The organism is Pseudomonas sp. GW822-FHT02E03 (genome assembly GCF_058802325.1).
Genome location: NZ_JBXAOA010000010.1, coordinates 138,616 through 160,540, shown reverse-complemented (window position 1 = coordinate 160,540; position 21,925 = coordinate 138,616). Strand labels below are relative to the sequence as shown.

The window sequence follows — 21,925 nt, the reverse complement described above, 5'->3', positions numbered from 1 at the left end:
GGCACCGAACGACAGGGGCAGAAGCGCTTTGGTTACTTTGGCGCTTTTCCAAAGTGACCCGCTGTAAGAGCGGAACCAATAGCCGCCATGACCGCAGCAACGGATATGTACCCCTCAAAATCGGCCTTACCCTGCACAGCACCAGCCCCGGCGGGGAACTAGTTCAAAACGCCCCCTAGCATTGCATCGAGATAGGTCTTCGCCGCGCAGGCACTCACAAAACGGGCAGCGGCATCGATGCGTGCCTGACGGTTTGCATCACGCGGCAACGTCAGTTCCACGGTGATCGCCCGTGCCAGTGCATCAGGGTCGTCGACCGCCACCAGCGGGGCGATCGCGCCATTGTCGAGAATCTCTTGCGGGCCATAGGGGCAGTGGGTCGATACCACCGGGGTGCCCGTGGACAGGGCCTCGACCAGCGCGTTGGGACTGCCCTCGAAACGCGACGACAGCACAAAGCAATCGGCCGCTGCCACCTCCGCCAATGGATCGTTGGTATAGCCCGGCAGATCGAAGCGGTCGGCCACGCCCAGGGCGACGGCCTGCTCGCGCAACTCGGCTCTGAGTGCGCCTTCGCCGAAAATGATCAATCGAACACTGGGATCGGCTAATCGGGCAAAGGCATCGAGCAATACGTCAAAGCCTTTTTGCCGTGCCAGGCGACCTACGGCGACAATTACCGGGGTGGTTTTTTTCGACAGCCAGCGGTGGTTTGGACGTCCCGGCGCCTTGTCGCGAAAATCGTTGTCGAGTACCGGGTTGTCAGCGATGGTGACATCCTGCGGGCGCGTGATGGTGGTGTCGACCAGGTCCTGAGCAACACCGCGCGAGACGCAAATCACCGGATTGGGAATGAGCCGATACAGCAGTGGTGCCAACAGATAGGCGATACGCACCATTAACGCGGGATTGACATGTTTGTCATGGGAAAACGCGTTGCGTTCGCTGACATGCAGGCGCGCCAGCGTACCTGACAGCGCAGCCGCGGCGATGGCTACGACATTGACATGGGTAAGGGCGGCCAGTTGTGCGTCAAAGCGATTGTGGCGAAGAAAGCGTGCCAGCGCCGGCACTGCTCTGGAGCTGCGCGCACTGTGCAACTGCACCTGTTTGACTCGGGGGTCGAGGCGCACCGAGTTCACACCCGTGCCGGTGAGCATCAACAAGGTCACGTCATTGCCTGCGTCAGTCAGCGCACAGGCGAGCCGCGCCATCATTTTTTCGGCGCCGCCGCCACTCAAGTCCTGCAGAATAATCAGCAGCCTTTTCATTGATTCCAAACCTGGTAATACGCTTGCGCGGCATGTTGACTGGTGTACTGCCGGACGGCTTCAGCGACCATTTCCCCGCGTGGCGTCGCCTGGCTTTGCGAAATCAGGCTGCGCAGCATCCCTTCGGCCAGCGCCGGTACATCATTGACCTTGACCAGATCGCCAAGGCGGCCATTATCAAGCAGTTCCCGGGGTCCGGTTTCACAGTCGCAGGCCAACACAGGGGTGCCCAGCGCCAAGGCTTCGATCAGCACGGTCGGCAAGCCCTCATGAAATGAACTCAGGATCAGCAGTCTTGCCTGTCTGATAAAAGGGTAGGGATTGTTCAGGAAACCGGTGAAATGCACACGGTCCTCGATGCCCAGGCGGCAGGCCTGTGAGGTCAGCGCGGCGAGTTGCGGGCCATCGCCGATGATCACCAGGTCCGGCAGCGCAGCACGGCGCAAGGCCAGGGCATAGGCATCGAGCAGCAGGTGGAAACCTTTCGGTTCTATCAGCCGTCCCACTGCCAGCCAGAACTGCGCCGGCAAACCGGTGGACATGGGCGTCTGTGCGGCACTGAGCAGTTGCTCAGTGACCACTGCATTGGGGCAATAACGAATGCGTTCGCGACCCCAGGGCACCAGGTCAGAGAGGGACTGGCGCAAGCCGTTGGAAACCGTCACTACCTGGCCGTTGCCGCAGAGGTACAACGCATAGAGCAGGCGCAGGGTGGCGGGGCTGATTTTTTGTTCACCGCAATCCAGTGCTGCATGACGGCTATAGATGACCTTGCATGGGCTACCCAAGGTCGCAAACCAGGTGCAGAGGTTGGCTTGTTCTTTGGCGGCAATGAGGTGGGTCACTTGTTCGCGACGAATAATCCGGCGCAGCAATACGATGGACTTGAGCAGGCCGACGATTCCATTGCCGCCGCCATTGAGCGTGGCCGTTCCTTCATCGTCTGGCGTGTCGCCATTCATAACGAAATAACTGACACGCTGACCATCTTTCAGAAACTGCCTGGCCAGGCGTTGCTGGACACGCTCGAGGCCACCATCGGGCTTGAAGTCCTTGAGGGTGAACAGGATATGCATGGTCGTGGCTCGGTACTGGATGTTCAGGGATAAGTGATATTGATGGTCACTTTTCGCCGGATGATCATCACCAACAGATGAACAAAATTGGTCGGGTAATCGATCAGGTAGCGTTTGATGGTGTGCGGTTCGCGGTACATCCGATAGAGCGCGCGCAGATGCAGGCGGTTGATCAGTACAGGGTAATAATTGTGCGTCGCCGTGGCTTCTTGGCGAATGAAACCGCCACAGGTGAATGCCACACCGTTGAAGCCGGCACGCAGGGCATCCTGCTCGAACTGTTCCTGAAGCCCGGCGCCCAGGCCTACGATCAGGATGTTCGCTTCACTGCGGCAGATGTCTGCCAGGATGCACGTGGCCTGTGCTGCATCGAAATAGCCATTGTGATGACCGGCGATAATCAGGGCGGGGTAGCGAGCCTTGATCTTATTGAGGAACAGGTCCAGTTCGGCTTGAAGGGCACCGACAAAATAGAGGCGCTTGCCGTGTTTCTCGGCATAGCTGAACACAGGATCGGCGATGGACGTGAAGTCGAAGCTGACCCGGCCGATCGTGCGCCCGGTGATGCGCGACATGAAGGTCGACATCAGCATGCCGTCGCAAAAATAGGCGATGGAAGTCGGGGGCCGGTCGAGCAGACTGCCGACGGACGCAAAATTGATGAAGGAAAATGCCTGGTTGGCGTCCAGCAGACTGGGTGCGTAATGCCCGATTAATTCCAGGTCTTTCATTGGCGGAGTCCCAGGGGCAACCGACCCTATTAATAGATGTCTTTTGAGAACAACGTAAAAGGCGTCTTGACCAGAATCTTGATGTCCAGCCACAGCGACCATTGGTTGATGTAGTTGAGGTCCTGGGCGACGCGCTGCTGCATTTTTTCCAGCGTCTGGGTTTCACCTCGATGCCCGGTGATCTGGGCCAATCCGGTGATGCCCGGCTTGAGGCGATGACGGGCCATGTAGGCGCGGACTTTGCCGGTGTAATAAATGTTGTGCGTGACGGCGTGCGGTCGCGGGCCGACCAGGGCCATTTCGCCGAAGAGCACGTTGAACAGTTGTGGTAGTTCATCGATGGAACTACGGCGCAAAAAGCGCCCAAGCGGAGTGATGCGGTCATCATCGCGGGTGGCCTGACGCACTTCGTTGTCGTCGTGCACACGCATCGTCCGGAACTTCCAGACTTTGATCACCTCAGCGTTGCAGCCGTATCGATTTTGTTTGAACAGCACCGGGCCGGGCGAAGAAAGCTTCACGGCGGCCGCCACGATCAGCAGCAAAGGGCTGAGCACAATAATGGACACGGCGGCCAGGCTACGTTCAAACAGTTCTTTGCAGAGCAGGCTGCCGGGGTGCGAACTGATCAGGCTTTCATTGAGGTAGATGGCGGGCATTCGCTCTATTTCCGAGATCGAATGATTGAGCAACACCATGCTGCCGAAATCCGGGATCCAGACCACGTCGACATTCACGTCCAGAAGATCGATGTACAGCGCCTCGATGATGGCGGCGTGTGCCATCGGCAAAACGATATAGACGCGGCGTACGTGCAGGCGGGTGATGATTTCGCGAACCTCGTCGATACGCCCCAGAAGCGGCAGAATGCTCGGGGCCGGGCCGGTGTGGTCGGCGGTTGCGATAAAACCCAGCAGCGGTACGCGATTGCGCCTGGACAGTTTTCTCGCCAGCGTATGTGCGGTCGGACACGTCCCGATGATCACTGCGCGGCGCTCGTTGCAGAGCTTGTGCGAATGCAGGCGGGCCAGGTAATGCAGGGGCAAAAAGCTCGCCGCCTGGATCAGGTAACCCAATACGGCCCAGACGATGATCACCTGACGCGAGAAAATCACGCTGGTCTGGGTGACGAAGGCAATGCTGATCAGCACGGCCAGCAAGATCATCCAGGCCGCCAGCAGCCGAGCGAGCCCTGACAACCACTCATGGCGCTTGTGGTAAACCTGCATCACGCTGTAGATCGGCACCGAACCGAGCACGGTGAGAATCATCAGCACACGGTATTCACTGGTCAGGCTGCCGACGCGCCAATGCACCAGCAACATCAGCAGCAGGTTGACCAGACTGAGCGCGCACAGCCATTGGCCCCAGAAGGTCAGACCTCGGCGGCGCGTCATTTGAGCGGCGTAGAGCGATGTCATCGGCGTAACCTCCGGGCATGGGTTGGACATCGGCGGCAAATTGCACGCCCTCGTTCCAGCACGCTGGTATAGCTCGACTGGGTAAAGCCACTTTTGGTAGATGTTTGAAAGGGACTACGGGTGAGACAGACGCAAGGTTCTACCTGGGCAGGTAGTCATAGTTCTGGAACGTATCGGAATGGCTGTAGCCTTGTTTGCGGGCCTTGCTCAGGTCAACCTGGTTAAGCACCACACCGAACACCGGCGCATGGCACTGCTGCAGGTTCGCAAGGCACTTTTGTACCTCGCTGACAGGCGTGCTTTGGGCCTTGATTACGTAGATCACCGCGTCCGAATGCTTGGCCAGCAACAGTGCATCGCTGACCATTTGTGCCGGCGGGGAATCGATGATGATGCGTTGATACCGCGACTTCAGCGCCTCAAGCATGGGGGCCAGGCGCGACGAACCCAGCAGATCCAGCGGTGGCGGCGACAGTTTTCCGGCCGGCAGCATGTCGAGGTTGCCGACAGAACGGATACAGTCCTCCAGCCGCGCAGTGCCCGCCAGCACGTTGGCCAATCCCGGGCTGTCTGTCGGAAAATCGAAGTTGAGCGAAAGGCTGGGTCTGCGCATATCGGCATCGATCAACAGGACACGCTCCAGCTTGGCAAGTGAGTAGGCCAGGTTGTTGGCGATGGTGCTTTTGCCTTCTTCGGCCATGGTCGAGGCAACAAGTACCACCTGTGACGGCATGTCGCCGCCGTGCAGCATCAACCAGGTGCGCAGGTTGCGAATGGTCTCGCAAAAGCGCGGATGGTCGTTGTCATCGAACAGTCGCGCGAGTTGCCGGCGGCTTTTCCTCATGACCAGCGGCACGACGCTGAGCAGGGGAACGTCAAGCGTACTTTCAATGGCTTCGTCGCTCTTGAAGGTTTTGTTCAGGGTTTCGGACAGCAATGCCAGCGCTACCCCGATCAGCGCAGCCACGACGGCGACAATCGCCAGAATCAGTGTTTTACGCGGCTTGCTGGGTTCCAGAGGAGCAATTGCAGGGTCGACGATGCGTGCCTTGGTGGAGTCCATGTCTGAGGTGGCCGCGGTTTCTTTCAAGCGGGTGATAAAGGTCTCATACAGCGCGCGGCTGCTGTCGACTTCACGCTGGAACTCACGCAGTTGAAACTCCTTGCGCGAAATATCCTGTAGCTGCGCCTTGTTGCTGTTGAACGATTTGCGCAGTGAGTGTTCATTGGCTTGTGATAGCTGATATTCACGCTCGATACCGGCAACCACCTGCTGAACCTGCAAGCGCAAACTGTCGGTAGCCGTCCGCAACTCGGCACGGGCAGCAGCAAGGGTCGGATGTTTTGGACCGTAGCGCCCGGACAGCTCCTCGACCTTGGCTTGGGCCTTGGCCTGTTGCGCCTGAAATTTCTGCACCAAAGGGTTACTCAAGACAGCCGGCACACTGGACAGCTTGCTCAGGTTGCCATTGCTCAGGGCCTGTACCTGGCGGAACTGGCTCTCGGCTTCTGCCAGATTACGACGGGCATCGATCATGCGATTGCCGGTCAATTCCAGTTCATTGGCGCTGATGGTGGCGACACCACCGACGTCGACCAGGCCTTGTGCTTCCCGGTAAGCCTGAAGTTTGTCTTCGGCACTGCGCAGGTTATTGCGCAACTCGATCAGGCGTGAGTTCATCCAGCTGGTATTGGTCAGCGAGGACTTCAGGCTGTTATCGAGCTGGCTGTCGATGAAGCCTTGGGCAATCGCATTGGCAGTAGCGGCCGCCAAACCAGGGTCGGGCAGTTCCACTTCTATTTTGATCAACTGACTCTTGCCGACGAATTTGACGCGGGTCTGCCGCATGAGGTTCTGTGTGACCTGATTGAAGACCTCGGCCTCGGAGGGCACAACTTGCATCGGTGCCAAACGGCCCAGTACTGGCAGCCACTGGCCAAGCTCAAGCGTTGCCAACCATTTGCGCGGCGCAAACCATGGCTGCGGTTGCTGGCGTGGATCAGTGACCGGGTGCGTGGTCAGGTTCAGCTTTCTGACTGCGCGCTCAGCGAGATCGCGCGATTGCAGGAGCGCCAATTGTGTTTGCAAATAATCGACGGTACCGGAGCTCGAATCCGTGACTTGCTGGAAGGCCAACAACGGTGGCGTTTTCTCTTTGATCAGCAACGTGGTGCTGCCGATGTACTGCGAGGGAATGAACGACAGCGTAACCATCGCCAACACACAGCCAAGCACTATCAACCAGCCGATTTTCCAATGGGCACGCCAGATCACCCTCCAGTATTTGAGCAGGTCAATGGTGTCCTTTTCCTCGCTGTACTGCTGATGCTGCGGCACATGCGCCTGGAGCGGACGTTCGACATAGAGGCTAGGGCTATTGTCCATGATTAGAAAAAGCCTTGTGCAATGGAGATGGTGTCACCGGGCCCGATGGCAGTGCTGCGCGTGATCTTGTCGGTCAGCGGTGGGGAGCCATCGCCGCGCACAATGGTCACCCGCTTGATCGAGGCTCGCTCGGTCAGGCCGCCGCCCAGGGCGATGGCTTTCTCCAGCGTCAGCCCGGGTTCGAACGGATAGCTGCCGGGTTTCTGGACCTCTCCATTGATGTAGAACGAGCGGTAGGCGATCAGGTTGAGGCTGACCTTGGGGTCGACCAGATAACCTTGCTTGAGCCCGTCGACGATGAGTTTTTCTACCTGCTGGGGCGTGAGTCCCTTGGCGGCAATGTCACCCAGAAACGGATAGGAAAACATTCCGGCATCGTTGAGGCGGATTTTTTCGAAGCTCAGGTCCCGCTCACCGAACACAGTGATACGCAATACATCGCCGGCTGCCAGTTTGTACTGGGCGCCGGTGTCTGCTGCAAAAGTCACGGGCAACAGCCACGGCACGAACAACAAGCCAAGCATTCGCGAGTTCATGGGGAAAACCTCTTAGAGACTTACGTTGAAGCTGAGCAAGAAGATGTTGCGTTCAAAACTCTGATTGTCGGTATCGGAGTCATCGTTGCGGTAGCGATAGCGCAGCTCGATATCCAGCCAGCGGCGCATTGCGTATTCCACGGCGAGGTTGTAGTCACGAAGGTCGTCGGTGCGGTCCTGCCCTTCGTACTCGTAACGGCCAAGTCCGACTTCGGCCACTGTGGTGATGCGTTCGGTCCAGCCATGACGCCAGCCGACCAGAGCCGTGGTGGTCTTGACGGCATCAGCACCGTCATCGCCCTCGGCCATGGCCTGGCGGGCAACAAAGGAGAAGGTCGAATAGGTGCGTGGTTTCCAGCGCAGATCCACTTGCCAGGTCGGGTTACTGAGGTCATCGACATCGCTGTCATCGAAGTTCTTGCGCTCATAACCAACACGGACTTTGCCGGTGGTGCGTGCGGTGAAATCCCATTCGGCACCGGCGAGGACCGCATCGGATGTGCTATTGAGACGGCTGTTGGACTCGTAATCAAAGACGGTGTGGTCGTATTCCAGTAATCCACGTGTATTGCTACCGATGCGGTGGTACCACGTGGTGGTCAGGCCAGTGGTATCGCGCTCTTTGTCGTCGTTGATGCCACCTGAGTTGTCGTAACGAAGTTGGGCGTAACTGGCGCCCAGATCAATCTGATTGGCAGCGCTCCTGGCGCCGTAGGTATAGAGACCGTTGACGCGGTTACTGCGAATCTTGTCATTGATGCCATCGACAGCGGTCGACGTTGTACGCTCATATTTACGTGCTTCCGCATCAAGTTTCAGTCGATGGCGGTCGGTGAATTCCATGATGCTATTGAGGCGCAAGCGTTGCGCCGTATTCGAGGCATCCGAGTCGTCATGATAAATGTACCGGGTAGGCTGCCAGATGAGTCGGGTAGCACTGTTGCGGTCTTCAGCCTTGAGTTCGAAAGTGGGCGCCACTTTTGTCACCATCGAAGACTGCGCCCGCTCCAGTTCGCGGAAATTGTCATCATAACTTTCTGAAAACAGCAGAGTAGGGGTGAAGTCGAACCCATAAATATCAATGGACTGGGGATCAAGACTCCAGGCCGTTCCGGGACACAAATAGATCATGAACAGTGCGAAAGGGCCGCGGGTCTTGAGAGTCATATCATTGCTCCAAGGGGTGAGTTCAATGACTATAGACCGGAAAAACAGTGGGTAAATGGGGCTGTGTAATGCCGGTAGCAATCAATAATTCATTGGTCGGGCAGGGGTTTTTAAGTTCAGTTGGGGTGGAGTTTAATAGTTCGTAGTAGTGCTGGTAGTAGCAGGCTTTAATTTAAGTTGCGCAGTGTGTTGCGACATGCGCAAGTTAGAAGCAACAATGATTTATTTATAGGCAAGGCCGAGGTCGCGCAATGTCAGTTAATGGCACGCGAACCTGATGCTCTCTATTCAAAAAGTGAAGAAGAATCATGACTCGTTCATCACCTAACATGCTCAGGAAAATACCTTCCAGTGTCGACAGTGGTCCTCGGGTTATTTGCAGCGTATCCCCAGGTTTGAACGGTTGAGAGGCGTGCATTACGGGTGGTTTCAAACACCGGGCACGCAGATGCTCGATGACATCGTCCGGGACTATTGCCGGGCCGTGATTGAAGTCGACGATGCGGCTGACACCGCGGGTAGAACGCAGGGGCGCCCATTTGTCGTCACGGCTCAGATGAATGAAAAGATACCCCGGGAAGAGAGGTTCAAGCGATTGATGGGGTTTGCCATGAATCAGGCGCTCGCTAATAATTTGCGGGCAAAATATAACGTAATTTTGTCGCAATAAATTGATTTGCGCACGTTCATCCTGACGCGGCTTGCACTGCAAAAGATACCAGTTGGAACCTTGGGTACTCGTCAGCATTGTGGCAAGCTCCGGAATAGGGTGAGGCATGCCCGTTCGTGAATCCGCAATGCCACTGCCCCTCCAATGAACGCTTAGAGTAGGTGGAATTGCGAAAGTGTTAAATCACTGGAACAGGTGTATCAATAATGAAGCATGTCATGCACAAGTAACGATAGTAAGATCGGGTCAATAATCTGGCGCGAGCGCCGCTTAGTGCAGGAGGTTCTCTTTGTCGGACTGCGCTAGAGCAGAGTTCTGGATCGAAAAGTGTAAACGTTACTTAACGCTATCAGTGATATCGCTGTGTCATCAGAGGAGGATGTTCTTTGCGATGGCCAAAGCTACCGCAGGGTCCGAACTCTCGGTCCTTTGAAAAACAAGCACTTTCGATCGTTAACTTAAACACAGGGGGTGACGTACATCTATTAATACAATTACATCGTTTGTTATACGTCGACCCAGTTAGGTATCGACCACTCCAGACGGCCTGTCAAATGTCACTAGTCAAAAATATAGCCTTCTGTCCAATAATCTATTAGTGAGCTTCAACCTATTGTTTTGACAGGTTGTTTTTTGACATGCACAGACTTTCCTTGCTGGAGGTGGACACCTGCAGACAACACACAAAAACCTCTCGATGTGGCGGATCAAGAGCGGGCAGATGGCCGTCAAGGGTATTTACTGAAAATAGATCGCACAATACAATGAGAATCGTTACTACTAACTCATCGAGTGCGACGTCTTGAGCCAGCCCCACCCCTTTGCCCGCCGCAAGATCTTCATGAAACGCGCGTTGCCGACGCTCTCCTGCGTTATGTTCGCCAGTCCTCTGTGGGCACAGGCACCCCTCGAACTGCCGACCACTGATATTCAGGCGAGCCGCGTCAGCCAAGACACGAGCTACACCACTTCTCACGCCAGCACGGCAAGCAAAAGCAATGTGCCGATCAAGGAAGAGGCGCAATCGGTCAATGTGGTCACCCAACAGACCCTGGCTGACTATCAGGTGCGCTCGCTGGACGACGCCATGAAGTTTGTCAGTGGTGTCAGCCAGAGCAATACCTTGGGCAACTCGCGGGACTCCCTGGTCAAGCGTGGTTTTGGCACCAACGACGACGGCTCGATCCTGCGCGATGGCGTGCGTTCCAATATGGGCCACAACTTCAGCGCCACCACGGATCGTGTGGAAGTGCTCAAAGGGCCTGCTTCAATGCTGTACGGCGCGCTGGAGCCCGGCGGATTGATCAACGTGATCAGCAAGAAGCCTGAATACACCCAGAGCACAACGCTCAGTGGCTCGGCCTATAGCGAAGGCGGCGGCACCCTGGCCGTAGACACCACCGGGCCTTTGGGAGACACGGGCCTGGCCTATCGCCTGATTGCCGAACGCGGCCATGAAGATTACTGGCGCAATTACGGTGTGAACGAGAGCACCCTGGTCGCGCCATCGCTGAGCTGGACCGGTGACCGCGCCAGCCTGACCCTGAGCTACGAATACAACGATTATTCCAGCCCCTTCGACCGCGGCACCGTGTTCACCAACGGTCATCCGGCTGACATCGACTACGACAAGCGTCTCGATGAACGCTGGGCGAAAAGCGTCGGTATCCGTGAAGTGGCCACCGCGCGTTTCGAGTATCAGCTCAGTGACGATTGGAAAACCCGCGTCACCTACGGCTGGAACAACGACCGCTACAGCCTCTCGATTGCCCAGCCGAATTCGTTGACCGGCAACAATCTGCGACGTGCAGCCAACGGTGCTCATTACGACGATGAAACCCGCTACGCCAGTTGGGATTTCATCGGCCAGCAGGAGCTGTTCGGCCAACGCCATGACCTGCTGATCGGCGCGGATACTGAAGCGTCCGACCAATTCCGTGGCAAAACCTATCGCAATACTGTGCAATCGGGCTTCAACATCACGTCGCCGGTTTATGGTCGTCTGGCCGAGCCGAGCCTTGTCAGCGCGAAAGACAGCGATTTGAGCAATCAGCTGACCTCAAGCTCCGTGTACTTCAAGGATAACTGGCACCTCGATGACCGCTGGATCCTGGTCCTCGGCGGTCGTCAGCAGCATTACGATCAGTACAGCGATCAGGGCCGAGGCAGCAGCTACACCGTCAACCGCGACGATAATGGCGACGCCTTCGTGCCATTTTTGGGCCTGGTCTACAAAGCCACCGATACCTTGTCGCTGTATGGCAACTACAGCCGTTCGTTCAAGCCCAATACCGAAGTCGACGATGCCGGCCACACCTTCGATCCGGAGGAGGGCCGCAGCTACGAGGTCGGTGCGAAGTACGACCCGCTGCCGGGGCTGAACATCAACCTTGCGCTGTTCGACATCGTCAAGAAAAACGTCGTGACGAGCCAGTCGATCGGTGGCGTCAGCCTTTCGGAGGCGGCGGGCAAGGTCGGTTCACAGGGCCTGGAACTGGACATCACCGGGCGTGTGGCCGAGCGCTGGGACCTGATAGGCACCTACGCCTACACCCACACGGAAATCCTCGACGATCCGGATGACGAAGGTCATCGCCTTGCCGATGCGCCCAAGCACACCGCGAGCCTGTACCTCACCCATCACCTGAACGTTCCCACGGAATTCGGGGCCTGGCATACCGGCGCTGGCGCACGTTACGTCGGCGAGCGCGCGGCCAACAACGCCAACGATTTCTGGCTGAGCAGTTACACCGTGGCCGATGCCTTCGTGCGTTGGGAAGCGCCGATGTTCGGCTACAAGACTTCGCTGCAATTCAACGTCGACAACCTGTTCGACAAACAGTACTACCCGTCCTCTACCGGCACCCAACTGGCGGTCAATGTCGGCGAGCCGCGCACGGCACGCCTGAGCGCCAGTGTGACGTTCTGATCCTTTTGCATTGAGACGCCCCCGTTTCGCTGGTTTTGTACCGGTCGGAGCGGGGGGGACGCCTCACTCTTTCTTCGCCGGGTTCCTGATGTGCCCGGCATCTTACTCAGGTTGTATGTCGATGCGTCGAACTCTCGTTTCTCTGTGTGTGATCCAAGCCATTTCCCAGACCACCTGGGCTGACCAGGCACCGACTGATCCTGCGTCAATAGAGTTACAAGCGATCGATATCAACGGCACATTCGAAGAGCAGGCCCAGGGCCCGGTTCAAGGGTATCGGGCGACTCGTTCGGCCAGTGCGACGCGTACCGACACTCCGATTCATGAAACCCCCCAATCGATCAGCGTGGTCACCCGGGATGTCGTGGAAGACCTCGGCGCCACCCGCCTGCAAGACGCTCTCGATTACGCTGGTGGCGTGGGCCGTGCGAACAATTTCGGTGGCCAGGGCCTGACCACTTTCACCGTGCGTGGCTTTACCACCGGTGAGTTCTACCGCAATGGTTTCCCGATCAACCGCGGTTATCCGAACATGCCCGATGCCAATACCATCGAGCGTCTGGAGGTCCTGCGCGGGCCAGCCACCACGCTCTATGGCCGTGGCGATCCGGGCGGCACCTTCAATGTGGTGTCCAAACAACCTCTGGCCGAGCCCACTATCACCCTGGGCAGTCAGCTCAATGATCAGGGCATGCGTCGCGCAACGATGGATGCCTCAGGGCCGCTGGACGATGAAGGGCGACTGGCCTACCGGCTGAACGTGATAGGCGAGGGTGGCGATACCTTCCGTGACCACGTCGAAAACGAGCGATACGGTGTGGCGCCGGTCCTCGGCTGGCAGGTCAACGACACTACCCGTATCACCTTCGAAGGCGATTTCATGCGCAATAACGCGCCGCTCGATCGGGGCGTGACCCGCTATCGCAATCAGATCGGTGTCGCGTCGCGGGATACTTTCTTTGGTGAAAAGGATATCGGCAAGCTGCACAACGACAACAACATGGCGCAACTGCGTTTCGAGCATTTCCTGAACGACAACTGGACGTTGGGCGGCGGCACGCAATTTCTCGACGGCAGCCTGCAGGGCAATGCCATCGAAGCCAACGGTGTCGCTGCCGACGGCCGAACGCTGGGGCGCAATTTCAACTACCGCAAGCTGGAGTGGCGTGACCTTGATGTGCAGTTGAACCTGACCGGGCATTTTTCCACCGGTGGATTCGATCACACGTTGCTCACGGGCATCGAGTATGAGGATTACGATTACAAGTCGATCATCCGTCGCTCCAGTGGCGCGGTGAGTGCCTACCCCATCGATATTTTCAAACCGGTCTACGGCCAGCCGCGTCCGGCGTTGACTCGCACCACCACCCACGATCAGGAAAACCTCAAGACTTATGCGGCTTTCGTGCAAGACCAGGTGACCCTGGCCGAGGGGTTGAAAGCTTTGGCTGGCGTGCGTTTCGAACGTTTCGAACAGGATTACGACAGTTACCTTGTCAACGGCACGAGCTGGACCAACAGCGACAACGCCGTCACTCCGCGCCTGGGGCTGATCTACGATCTGACCCCGACCGTGGCGATCTATGCCGACACGGCGCGCTCCTTCAAGCCCAACAACGGTGCCAGTCGAACGGGCGGCGGCTTCAAACCTGAAGAAGGCAAATCCTACGAGGTGGGCGTTAAATGGCAGGCCCTTGATCGTCAGCTAAGCGTGGATGCCGCGGTGTATCAGATCGAAAAACGCAACGTCCTGACGACAGACCCGGTGGACTCGACCTTCAGTGTTGCGGCGGGTGAAGTGCGTAGCCGTGGCTTTGATCTGAACGTGGCCGGCAACCTCACCCCGGAATGGCGCATGATCGGTGGCTACGCCTACGTGGATGCCGAAGTCACCCAGGACAACGTGCTGAAGTCGGGCACCCGTTTGGTGAACATTCCGCGCAACAGTTTCAGCTTGCTGAACGTCTACGAGTTTCAGGACGGTGGCCTCAAAGGACTGGGCCTGGGACTGGGCGCCAAGTATGTCGACGAGCGCGCCGGCCAGACCGCGGCCAATGCCTTCTCCATGGATAGCTACAAGGTGTTCGACCTGCTCAGCTTTTACAAAGTCAACGAGCACCTGCGGCTTAACCTTGACCTGAAGAATGTGTTCGACAGCCACTACGATGAAGGCGCCTTTGGCAACGTTTACGCCTATCCGGGCGCGCCGAGAACCCTGCAGGCAGGATTTTCATACACCTTGTAGAGAGCGCTTCAGGGCACACTTTTATAGAGCACCACACGAACAACCTGCACCAGTCGGAGGCGACGTCATGAACGTTCGCCTTCAACTTCGAGAAAGGGTGGCCCTGATCATTCGCCTTTCCAGCGACGTTGGCTCACCCCGCCTGCACTCGCAGCCCTCGGTCAATGACGATCGATTGGGGATGAACTGTGGCGAGGGGGCTTGCCCCCGTTTGAGTGCGTAGCGCTCACAAAATCTTTGCTACACCAGCGATTTTCAGGACTGCTTCGCAGCCCAACGGGGGCAAGCCCCCTCGCCACAGGGCATTACTCAAAACGCCCACCGACTCATTCCTCGATAACAAACACTCCTGCCAGTTGGATCCCACTGAGCAGTGGTTACCCCTTCCTTTAGTTCGCATGTTAAAAAATGTTATTTTAAAAAAAGACTTCACATAATCCGTTCATTGGGGGATTATCTGCTCAACCTGTATGACAACCTGATAACAAGACAAAAACAGGATGGCTCCGATGTTCGACAAGGTCCCGACTCACGTGCTGAGTGACAGCGTCGCTCAGCAGCTGCTGGACAAGATTGACAGCGGTGTGTTCGCCACCGGCAGCAAACTGCCCAGTGAAGCCATGCTCTCGGAAGCCTTCGGTGTCAGTCGCACCGTGGTCCGTGAAGCCATTTCCCGTCTCAAGAACGAAGGCGTGCTGCAGCCTCAACAAGGGCGCGGCATCTTCGTCACCGCCAACGCCAACATCCGCCCGCTGCGTATCGATTACGCCGAAGCCAATCTGCCCGGCAGTGTCTTTCACCTGTTGGCGCTGCGACGTGCCATTGAGGCGGAAATCGCCAGCGAGGCGGCGCTCAATCGCAGCGAGGCCGATCTGGTGCAGATTGACGAGGCGCTGGCACGCATCGATGAAGAGGTGGATGAAGGGCAGGACGGTGTGCGCGCCGACGTGGCTTTTCACCGTGCCATCGCTCAAGCCACGGGCAATCCCTACTTTCTCAAGACTCTGGAATTCGTCAGTCAGTACCTGGAGGCCGCTACCCGCATCACCCGCACCAACGAGGCGGGCAGGGCGGATTTCTCCCGTCAGGTGCATGAAGAACACCAGGCGATCGTGGCGGCCATTCGGCTGCGCGATCCGCTCGCCGCCGGGCATGCCGCCCGTGCCCATATCTACAACGCGGCCCGCCGTCTGCGCCTTGCCGGCGTGGAATAGGCCGCTGTTTTCCCTCATAAGCCGGTCACTAAGGAGTACCCCATGAATAACAAGAATGTCGGTGTTGTCGGTCTGGGCGCGATGGGCCTGGGCATTGCCCGCTCACTGTTGCGCAGCGGCTTCAATGTGCATGCCTGTGATGTGCGTGCGGCGGTGACTGAACAGTTTGCTGGCGAGGGCGGTGTGGCGTGTTCTTCGCCCGCGCACATGGCTGCAGAATGCGACGTGATCATTACCGTGGTGGTGAATGCCGAGCAGACCGAAACCGTGTTGTTTGGCGAAGGTGGTGCTGTTGCTGCGTTGCGCCCTGGCAGCCTGGTGATCGGTTGCGCCACTGTAGCGCCGACCTACGCTGTCGATCTGGGCCAGCGCCTGACCGCGCAAGGTTTGCTGTACCTGGATGCGCCGATTTCCGGTGGCGCGGCCAAGGCGGCTGCCGGTGAAATGACCATGATGACCTCTGGCCCGGCCGATGCTTATGCCAAGGCCGAAGCGGTCCTCGCGGGCATGGCCGGCAAGGTCTATCGCCTGGGTGACACTCATGGCCTGGGCTCGAAGGTCAAGATCATCAACCAGTTGCTCGCCGGGGTGCACATCGCGGCCTCTGCCGAAGCCATGGCATTGGGCCTGCGTGAAGGGGTCGATGCCGATGCGCTGTACGAAGTGATCACCCACAGTGCCGGTAATTCCTGGATGTTCGAAAACCGCGTGCCGCACATTCTCAAGGCCGATTACACACCGTTGTCCGCGGTGGATATTTTCGTCAAGGACCTGGGCCTGGTGCTGGATACCGCGCGAGCCAGCAAATTCCCGCTGCCGTTGTCGGCCACCGCCCACCAGATGTTCATGCAGGCTTCCAGTGCCGGTTTCGGTCGTGAGGATGACTCGGCGGTGATCAAGATTTTCCCCGGCATCGAGTTGCCGACTGCCAAGACTGAGCCGGTTTGAGGAACGCCCAATGAACACCACCACCGCACGCCCTTTGCTGGGTTGCATCGCCGACGATTTCACCGGCGCCACGGACCTTGCCAACATGCTGGTACGCGGCGGTATGCGCACCGTGCAAAGCATCGGCATTCCGAGCAGCGAAGTGGCTGCCGGGCTTGATGCCGATGCGATTGTCATCGCCCTGAAGTCGCGCACCATTCCCGTCGCCGAAGCGGTCGAACAGTCCCTCGCGGCGCTGGCCTGGCTGCGCGAGCAAGGCTGCGAACAGATCTTTTTCAAATATTGCTCGACGTTCGACTCCACCGCTGCCGGGAACATCGGCCAGGTCAGCGAAGCGCTGCTGGCGGCGTTGGGTAGCGATTTCACCTTGGCGTGCCCGGCGTTTCCGGAAAATGGCCGGACGATCTTTCGCGGCCACCTGTTTGTGCAGGATCAACTGCTCAACGAGTCGGGCATGCAGCACCACCCACTGACGCCGATGACCGATGCCAACCTGGTTCGGGTGTTGCAATCGCAGACCGGTCTGAACGTCGGCTTGTTGCGCTACGACACCATTGCTCAAGGGGCCGAGCAGGTGCGTGAGCGCATCGCAGAACTGCGGGCTCAAGGTGTCGGCATGGCGATTGCCGATGCCTTGTCGGATAGCGATCTGTACACCCTCGGCACCGCCTGCGCCGACTTGCCGTTGCTGACCGGCGGTTCGGGGCTTGCGTTGGGCTTGCCGGAAAACTTCCGTCGCGCCGGCAAACTGCGTGACCTCGATGCCTCGAAACTCCTGGCAGTATCGGGCGGTGAAGTGGTGTTGGCCGGCAGCGCTTCGATCGCGACCAATGGGCAAGTGGCGGCCTGGCTCGAAGCCGGTCGGCCGGCGCTGCGGATTGATCCGTTGGCCCTGGCTGCCGGAGAGCCGGTGGTTGCCCAGGCTTTGGCCTTCGCCCGTGATAACGAACAGACCGTATTGATCTACGCCACCAGCACCCCGGACGAAGTGAAGGCGGTGCAACAGCAACTCGGCGTCGAACGGGCCGGTACCTTGGTGGAGAATGCGTTGGGTGAGATCGCTCAGGGCCTGCGCCAGAGCGGCGTACGACGCTTCGTGATCGCTGGCGGTGAAACCTCGGGCGCTGTGGTTCAGGCGCTGGGTGTGCAGCTGCTGCAGATCGGCGCGCAGATCGATCCGGGTGTGCCGGCGACGGTCAGCAGCACCGATGAGCCTCTGGCCCTGGCGCTCAAATCGGGCAACTTCGGTGGTCGGGATTTCTTCAACAAAGCCTTGAAGCAACTGGCCGGGGGTGCTCAATGAGCGACGAAAACGCCCTGCGCGAAGAAATCTGTCAGGTTGGCCGCAGCCTTTATGAGCGCGGTTACACCGTCGGTAGCGCTGGCAACATCAGCGCGCGTCTGGACGACGGCTGGTTGATCACACCGACCGATGTCTGCCTCGGCCGGCTCGACCCGGCGACTATCGCCAAGGTCAATCTGGCCGGTGAATGGGTCTCCGGTGACAAGCCCTCAAAGACATTGGCGTTGCATCGCCAGGTCTACGACCGCAACCCGAGTGTCGGTGGCGTGGTGCATACCCATTCCACCCATCTTGTGGCATTGACGCTGGCAGGTGTCTGGCAGCCGAACGACATTCTGCCGCCACTGACGCCGTATCAGGTGATGAAAGTCGGGCATATCCCGTTGATTGGTTACCAGCGGCCCGGCTCGCCGAAGGTAGCCGAACAGGTCGCACAATTGGCCAACAGCGTTCGCGGCGTGATGCTCGAACGGCTGGGGCCGGTAGTTTGGGAAAGTTCAGTGTCCAGGGCCAGCTACGCCCTGGAAGAACTCGAGGAAACCGCGCGGCTATGGCTGATGAGCAATCCCAAGCCCGAGCCGCTCGATCAGGCAGCACTGGACGAGCTGCGAGTAACCTTCGGCGCGCACTGGTAGAGCCCCAATTTTTTAACACGATAGATCGATAAGGCAGGCCCTGATCGGGAGACGCACAGCGACTCCCAACGACCCCGGCTTGCCTGAAAAATACAATAACAAGAGGACATCCAGGCATGACTCACCTTCACTGCGACATTTTCAGAACAACCCATTCGTTCAGCCGATGTGGAGGGCTTGTGAAATGAGCCCGTTAATCTTGATGGTTACCGCGGGGCTAGGGATCGCTCTGTTGTTGTTTCTGGTGCTCAAGTACAAGTTTCAGCCCTTCGTGGCCTTGATGCTGGTGAGCATTCTGGTGGCGCTGGTGGCCGGGGTGAAACCGGCTGATCTGGTCGCCACCATTGAAGGCGGCATGGGCAAGACCCTGGGCCATATCGCGATCATCATTGCCCTGGGCGCGATGATCGGGCGAATCATTGAACTCTCCGGCGGTGCCGAGGCGCTGGCCAAAACGTTGATTACCCGGTTCGGCAACCGTCGCACGCCGCTGGCGCTGACGATTGCCGGGTTCATGGTCGGGGTGCCGGTGTTCTTCGAGGTTGGCGTGATCATCCTGATGCCGCTGGCCTATGGTGTCGCTCGCAGTGCGCGTAAGCCGCTGTTGGTGTTCGCGCTGCCGATGTGCGCTGCGTTGCTGACCGTACACGCCTTCCTGCCACCCCATCCGGGTGCGGTGGCGGCTGCCAGCCAGTTGGGTGCCGACCTCGGCCGCGTGCTGATGTTTGGTCTGCCAATCACGGCATTCCTTTGCTATGTCGGCTACCGCGTGGCCGGGCGCATGACCCGTCGGGTGTACCCGATGACTGACGATATTCGTGCCGAGGTCTATGGCCCCCATGTCACCAACGAGGATCTGGCTGCCTGGTCCAATGGCAACGACAAGAGCCCTGAACGAGCAGCTGTGGCCGCGTCGCACATGGGCCTGGAAGAGGCTACCAGCAGCATCGTCTCCAAGTTGCCGCCGGCACCGCCACCGGGTTTTGGCCTGATCGTCAGCCTGATTGTGTTGCCGATCATTCTGATTCTGCTGGGGACGCTGTCGACCTCGTTGCTGCCTGCCGACTCGGTTCTGCGCGGCATCATGACTGTGCTAGGCGCGCCGCTGGTGGCGCTGCTGATCGATACCTTGCTGTGTGCCTGGTTGCTGGGTTCGCGTCGGGGCTGGAGTCGTACTCAGGTGTCCGACGTGATCGGTTCGGCCTTGCCTGGCGTGGCCATGGTGATCCTGATTGCCGGTGCTGGCGGTGTGTTCGGCAAGGTGTTGGTCGATACCGGAATCGGCGCGGTGGTCTCCGATATGCTGCGCACCACCGGTCTGCCGGTACTCGCGCTGGGCTTTCTGCTGACCATGCTGTTGCGTGCGGTTCAGGGGTCGACCACGGTGGCGCTGGTGACCACCGCCGGCATTATCAGCCCGCTGATCGTGACCCTCGATCTCACGGCGAACCACATGGCCCTGTTGTGCCTGGCCATGGGCGGTGGCGGGTTGGCCATGTCCCACATCAATGATGCCGGTTACTGGATCTTCACCAAACTGTCCGGGCTGAACGTGGCCGATGGCTTGCGCACCTGGACGGTGTTGACCACCTTGCTCGGTACGTTGGGTTTCGGTATTACCTTGTTGATCTGGCCGTTTGTCTAACGAAAATTGTCGACGCGATCGACACCTGTAGGAGCACGGCTTGCCGGCGAAAGCGTCCTTGAGATCGCCTTCGCCGGCAAGCCTGGCTCCTACAAAAACATAGATAGGAGCTACCATGCCTCGTTTTGCCGCCAACCTCAGCATGCTCTATCCGGAACATGAGTTTCTGGACCGCTTCGCCGCCGCTGCCGCCGATGGTTTCGAAGCCGTGGAATACCTGTTTCCCTACGACTACAGCGCCCAGGACCTCAAACAGCGTTTGAACGATAACGGCCTGGTGCAGGCCCTGTTCAACGCACCGCCCGGCGATTGGGCGGCGGGCGAGCGCGGCACGGTGTCGTTGCCCGGGCGGGAGAGTGAATTTCGTAGCGGTTTCGATCGCGCGCTGGAGTACGCCGCGGTGCTGGGCAACTCACGCATCCATGTGATGGCTGGCTTGCTGCCGTCGGAAACAGATCGCCCACGGCATCACGGCGTGTATCTGGAGAACCTGGCTTACGCCACCGCGCAGGCCGCCAAGGCTGACATCACGGTGTTGCTGGAACCGATCAATACGCGGGACATGCCGGGCTTTTTTCTCAACCGCCAGGATCAGGCCCAGGCCATCTGCAAGGAAGTGGGCGCCACTAACCTGAAGGTTCAGTTCGACTGCTACCACTGCCAGATCGTCGAAGGGGACCTGGCCACTAAACTGCGTCGGGATTTCGACGGCATCGGCCATATCCAGATCGCCGGTGTGCCGGATCGACATGAGCCGGACCTGGGCGAAGTCAACTATCCCTACCTGTTCGAGCTGATCGACCAGTTGGGTTATGACGGCTGGGTAGGGTGCGAGTACCGGCCGCGTGGTAACACATCGGCCGGCTTGCAATGGCTGCGGGACTGGAAGGCGCGCTAACGCCTTACACGTTGTTATCGCCGGGCAACAGCAGTTCCACACCCTGCTTGCGGATGCTATCGGCCGCGGCAGGGGTCAGCGCGTCGTCGCTGAGGATGATGTCGAACTGCTCGAGCCCGGCGATCCTGTACATGCTGAACGTGCCGTACTTCGAACTGCTGGCCACCAGCACCACTTGCGAGGCCGATTGCATCGCGACCTGCTTGACCTCCACCTTCAGCGCCGAAGGCGTGGTGAGGCCGCGACGCAAATCCCAGGAACTGGTGGAGATGAACGCGATATCGGTGACGATCTGCCGCAACGTGGCCACCGCCAGACCGCCCACGCACGATTGATTGGAGTGATCCAGTTGCCCGCCGGTGTGAATCACCGTGACATGGGGCGCATCGATCAGCGCCTGGACAATCCCGAAATCGTTGGTTACCACAGTCATGCCCGACAGCGCCTTGATATACGGGACGATCTCCAGCGTGCTCGTCCCCGCATCCAGATAAATCGTCATATCGGCATGCAGCAGCCGCGCGGCCAGCTTGGCCATCGCCTGCTTCTGCGGCAACTCGACCACCGCTTTGAACTGATGGCTGGGCTCGCTATGGAGCTGGCTGGCGATTCGCACGCCACCGGTTACCGAGTAAGCACGGCCTTCCTGTTCCAGCAGCGCGATATCGCGGCGGATGGTCATGTGCGAACAGTCGAACATTTCCATCAACTGATGAACGCTCAGCACCTGATGCTTGCGCAACTGGCGCAGCATCAATTCACGGCGCTGTTCAGGGATCATCGGTGCGCCGCTTTCGGCGGCGATGTCCTTTTGACTAGGCATTCGGGCTCCAGAATGAGATATCCGCAG

At 58.6% G+C, this 21,925-nt stretch carries 17 protein-coding genes; 8 read left to right on the top strand and 9 right to left on the bottom strand.

Annotated features, from left to right (window positions below; all coding sequences use genetic code 11):
* Positions 1–158: 158 nt before the first annotated feature.
* The 8 genes from AC1RQB_RS10805 to rfaH all read right to left on the bottom strand — a co-directional run bounded on the left by AC1RQB_RS10805 (position 159) and on the right by rfaH (position 9,336).
* Positions 159–1,271 carry a glycosyltransferase gene (locus AC1RQB_RS10805; RefSeq protein ID WP_063343802.1) on the bottom strand — a complete coding sequence of 371 codons (1,113 nt, stop codon included), beginning with the start codon at positions 1,269–1,271 and terminating at the stop codon, positions 159–161.
* Complete coding sequence (locus tag AC1RQB_RS10800) at positions 1,268–2,347, bottom strand: glycosyltransferase (protein ID WP_063343801.1); 1,080 nt, start codon at positions 2,345–2,347, stop codon at positions 1,268–1,270. The genes AC1RQB_RS10805 and AC1RQB_RS10800 overlap by 4 nt, the downstream gene beginning before the upstream one ends.
* Positions 2,348–2,370: 23 nt before the next feature.
* The gene (locus AC1RQB_RS10795) at positions 2,371–3,078 is read right to left on the bottom strand and encodes a WecB/TagA/CpsF family glycosyltransferase (protein WP_008074822.1); all 708 of its coding nucleotides are present in this window, start codon (positions 3,076–3,078) and stop codon (positions 2,371–2,373) included.
* 29 nt (positions 3,079–3,107) lie between these two features.
* Entirely contained in the window at positions 3,108–4,499 is a 1,392-nt protein-coding gene (locus tag AC1RQB_RS10790) for an undecaprenyl-phosphate glucose phosphotransferase (RefSeq protein ID WP_063343800.1), read from the bottom strand.
* 139 nt (positions 4,500–4,638) lie between these two features.
* Positions 4,639–6,885, bottom strand: a complete 2,247-nt coding sequence (locus AC1RQB_RS10785; protein WP_063343799.1) for a GumC family protein — start codon at positions 6,883–6,885, stop codon at positions 4,639–4,641.
* A gap of 2 nt (positions 6,886–6,887) precedes the next feature.
* Complete coding sequence (locus AC1RQB_RS10780) at positions 6,888–7,421, bottom strand: polysaccharide biosynthesis/export family protein (RefSeq protein ID WP_008074817.1); 534 nt, start codon at positions 7,419–7,421, stop codon at positions 6,888–6,890.
* Between the two features lie 12 nt (positions 7,422–7,433).
* Entirely contained in the window at positions 7,434–8,588 is a 1,155-nt protein-coding gene (locus AC1RQB_RS10775) for an outer membrane beta-barrel protein (protein WP_063343798.1), read from the bottom strand.
* Between the two features lie 226 nt (positions 8,589–8,814).
* On the bottom strand, positions 8,815–9,336 hold the full coding sequence (gene rfaH, locus AC1RQB_RS10770; RefSeq protein ID WP_081235340.1) for a transcription/translation regulatory transformer protein RfaH: 522 nt from the start codon (positions 9,334–9,336) through the stop codon (positions 8,815–8,817).
* Between the two features lie 724 nt (positions 9,337–10,060).
* On the opposite strand from rfaH, the gene AC1RQB_RS10765 reads away from it, so the two are divergent.
* The 8 genes from AC1RQB_RS10765 (at position 10,061) to otnI (ending at position 21,075) form a co-directional block, all read left to right on the top strand.
* A complete protein-coding gene (locus AC1RQB_RS10765; RefSeq protein WP_198537221.1) occupies positions 10,061–12,187 on the top strand; it encodes a TonB-dependent siderophore receptor in 2,127 nt (708 codons plus the stop codon).
* 121 nt (positions 12,188–12,308) lie between these two features.
* Positions 12,309–14,432, top strand: coding sequence for a TonB-dependent siderophore receptor (locus tag AC1RQB_RS10760; RefSeq protein ID WP_063343795.1), 2,124 nt, complete (start codon positions 12,309–12,311; stop codon positions 14,430–14,432).
* A gap of 509 nt (positions 14,433–14,941) precedes the next feature.
* On the top strand, positions 14,942–15,646 hold the full coding sequence (locus tag AC1RQB_RS10755; RefSeq protein ID WP_063343794.1) for a FadR/GntR family transcriptional regulator: 705 nt from the start codon (positions 14,942–14,944) through the stop codon (positions 15,644–15,646).
* A 42-nt stretch (positions 15,647–15,688) separates the two neighbouring features.
* Positions 15,689–16,594, top strand: coding sequence for an L-threonate dehydrogenase (ltnD, locus tag AC1RQB_RS10750; protein ID WP_063343793.1), 906 nt, complete (start codon positions 15,689–15,691; stop codon positions 16,592–16,594).
* A gap of 10 nt (positions 16,595–16,604) precedes the next feature.
* The gene (gene otnK / locus AC1RQB_RS10745) at positions 16,605–17,897 is read left to right on the top strand and encodes a 3-oxo-tetronate kinase (RefSeq protein ID WP_063343792.1); all 1,293 of its coding nucleotides are present in this window, start codon (positions 16,605–16,607) and stop codon (positions 17,895–17,897) included.
* The gene (gene otnC / locus AC1RQB_RS10740; protein WP_063343791.1) at positions 17,894–18,532 is read left to right on the top strand and encodes a 3-oxo-tetronate 4-phosphate decarboxylase; all 639 of its coding nucleotides are present in this window, start codon (positions 17,894–17,896) and stop codon (positions 18,530–18,532) included. The genes otnK and otnC overlap by 4 nt, the downstream gene beginning before the upstream one ends.
* Before the next feature lie 184 nt (positions 18,533–18,716).
* Positions 18,717–20,177, top strand: a complete 1,461-nt coding sequence (locus tag AC1RQB_RS10735; protein ID WP_063343790.1) for a GntT/GntP/DsdX family permease — start codon at positions 18,717–18,719, stop codon at positions 20,175–20,177.
* 115 nt (positions 20,178–20,292) lie between these two features.
* Positions 20,293–21,075: a 2-oxo-tetronate isomerase gene (gene otnI / locus AC1RQB_RS10730; RefSeq protein ID WP_063343789.1), complete on the top strand. Its 783-nt coding sequence runs from the start codon at positions 20,293–20,295 to the stop codon at positions 21,073–21,075.
* A gap of 4 nt (positions 21,076–21,079) precedes the next feature.
* Here the strand turns inward: otnI and AC1RQB_RS10725 are convergent, their stop codons facing one another.
* Positions 21,080–21,898 (bottom strand): DeoR/GlpR family DNA-binding transcription regulator, encoded by an 819-nt coding sequence (locus tag AC1RQB_RS10725; protein WP_063343788.1) that lies wholly within the window; start codon positions 21,896–21,898, stop codon positions 21,080–21,082.
* Positions 21,899–21,925: the final 27 nt, after the last annotated feature.

Bases quoted from the DNA above. Each gene is read 5' to 3' on its own strand.
- AC1RQB_RS10725 (WP_063343788.1), bottom strand. From the start codon at position 21,898: ATGCCTAGTCAAAAGGACATCGCCGCCGAAAGCGGCGCACCGATGATC.
- AC1RQB_RS10785 (WP_063343799.1), bottom strand. From the start codon at position 6,885: ATGGACAATAGCCCTAGCCTCTATGTCGAACGTCCGCTCCAGGCGCAT.
- otnC (WP_063343791.1), top strand. From the start codon at position 17,894: ATGAGCGACGAAAACGCCCTGCGCGAAGAAATCTGTCAGGTTGGCCGC.
- ltnD (WP_063343793.1), top strand. From the start codon at position 15,689: ATGAATAACAAGAATGTCGGTGTTGTCGGTCTGGGCGCGATGGGCCTG.
- AC1RQB_RS10775 (WP_063343798.1), bottom strand. From the start codon at position 8,588: ATGACTCTCAAGACCCGCGGCCCTTTCGCACTGTTCATGATCTATTTG.
- AC1RQB_RS10790 (WP_063343800.1), bottom strand. From the start codon at position 4,499: ATGACATCGCTCTACGCCGCTCAAATGACGCGCCGCCGAGGTCTGACC.
- AC1RQB_RS10800 (WP_063343801.1), bottom strand. From the start codon at position 2,347: ATGCATATCCTGTTCACCCTCAAGGACTTCAAGCCCGATGGTGGCCTC.
- AC1RQB_RS10805 (WP_063343802.1), bottom strand. From the start codon at position 1,271: ATGAAAAGGCTGCTGATTATTCTGCAGGACTTGAGTGGCGGCGGCGCC.
- AC1RQB_RS10780 (WP_008074817.1), bottom strand. From the start codon at position 7,421: ATGAACTCGCGAATGCTTGGCTTGTTGTTCGTGCCGTGGCTGTTGCCC.
- AC1RQB_RS10735 (WP_063343790.1), top strand. From the start codon at position 18,717: ATGAGCCCGTTAATCTTGATGGTTACCGCGGGGCTAGGGATCGCTCTG.
- otnI (WP_063343789.1), top strand. From the start codon at position 20,293: ATGCCTCGTTTTGCCGCCAACCTCAGCATGCTCTATCCGGAACATGAG.
- AC1RQB_RS10755 (WP_063343794.1), top strand. From the start codon at position 14,942: ATGTTCGACAAGGTCCCGACTCACGTGCTGAGTGACAGCGTCGCTCAG.
- AC1RQB_RS10795 (WP_008074822.1), bottom strand. From the start codon at position 3,078: ATGAAAGACCTGGAATTAATCGGGCATTACGCACCCAGTCTGCTGGAC.
- AC1RQB_RS10760 (WP_063343795.1), top strand. From the start codon at position 12,309: ATGCGTCGAACTCTCGTTTCTCTGTGTGTGATCCAAGCCATTTCCCAG.
- otnK (WP_063343792.1), top strand. From the start codon at position 16,605: ATGAACACCACCACCGCACGCCCTTTGCTGGGTTGCATCGCCGACGAT.
- rfaH (WP_081235340.1), bottom strand. From the start codon at position 9,336: ATGCTGACGAGTACCCAAGGTTCCAACTGGTATCTTTTGCAGTGCAAG.